The sequence below is a fragment of the Mameliella sp. CS4 genome, from assembly GCF_019392335.1.
Lineage (GTDB): Bacteria > Pseudomonadota > Alphaproteobacteria > Rhodobacterales > Rhodobacteraceae > Antarctobacter.
The window spans coordinates 1-261 of the sequence record NZ_JAHXRQ010000194.1; the positions used below are offsets into that span (position 1 = coordinate 1).

Annotated in this window: 1 protein-coding gene; it reads left to right on the forward strand. The window is 70.1% G+C overall.

Annotated features, from left to right (window positions below; all coding sequences use genetic code 11):
* A partial coding sequence (locus tag KZZ07_RS27080) for a helix-turn-helix domain-containing protein (RefSeq protein WP_219520092.1) occupies positions 1-225 on the forward strand: 225 nt, incomplete at its 5' end.
* Between the last annotated feature and the right edge of the window lie 36 nt (positions 226-261).

Here is a 261-nt window from a genome sequence, read left to right on the forward strand (position 1 = left end):
CTCAACCGCGAGCGCACCATGGAGGGGCTCAAGGCGGCCCTTGCCCGGGGACGTAAGGGTGGGCGGCCGAGGAAGCTGAAGGAGGCTGACCTCGAAGCCGCCCGTGCCATGCTGACGGCCGGTACGATCAGCGTGGCCGAGATCGCCAAGCGGCTCGGGGTCAACCGCGACACCTTCTACAGCTACTTCCCCCGCGCCCGCGCCAACGCGCGCTCACCACCGTAGCTATGGGCTGCAGTCCGGGCTTCGTCCGCGGTCCCC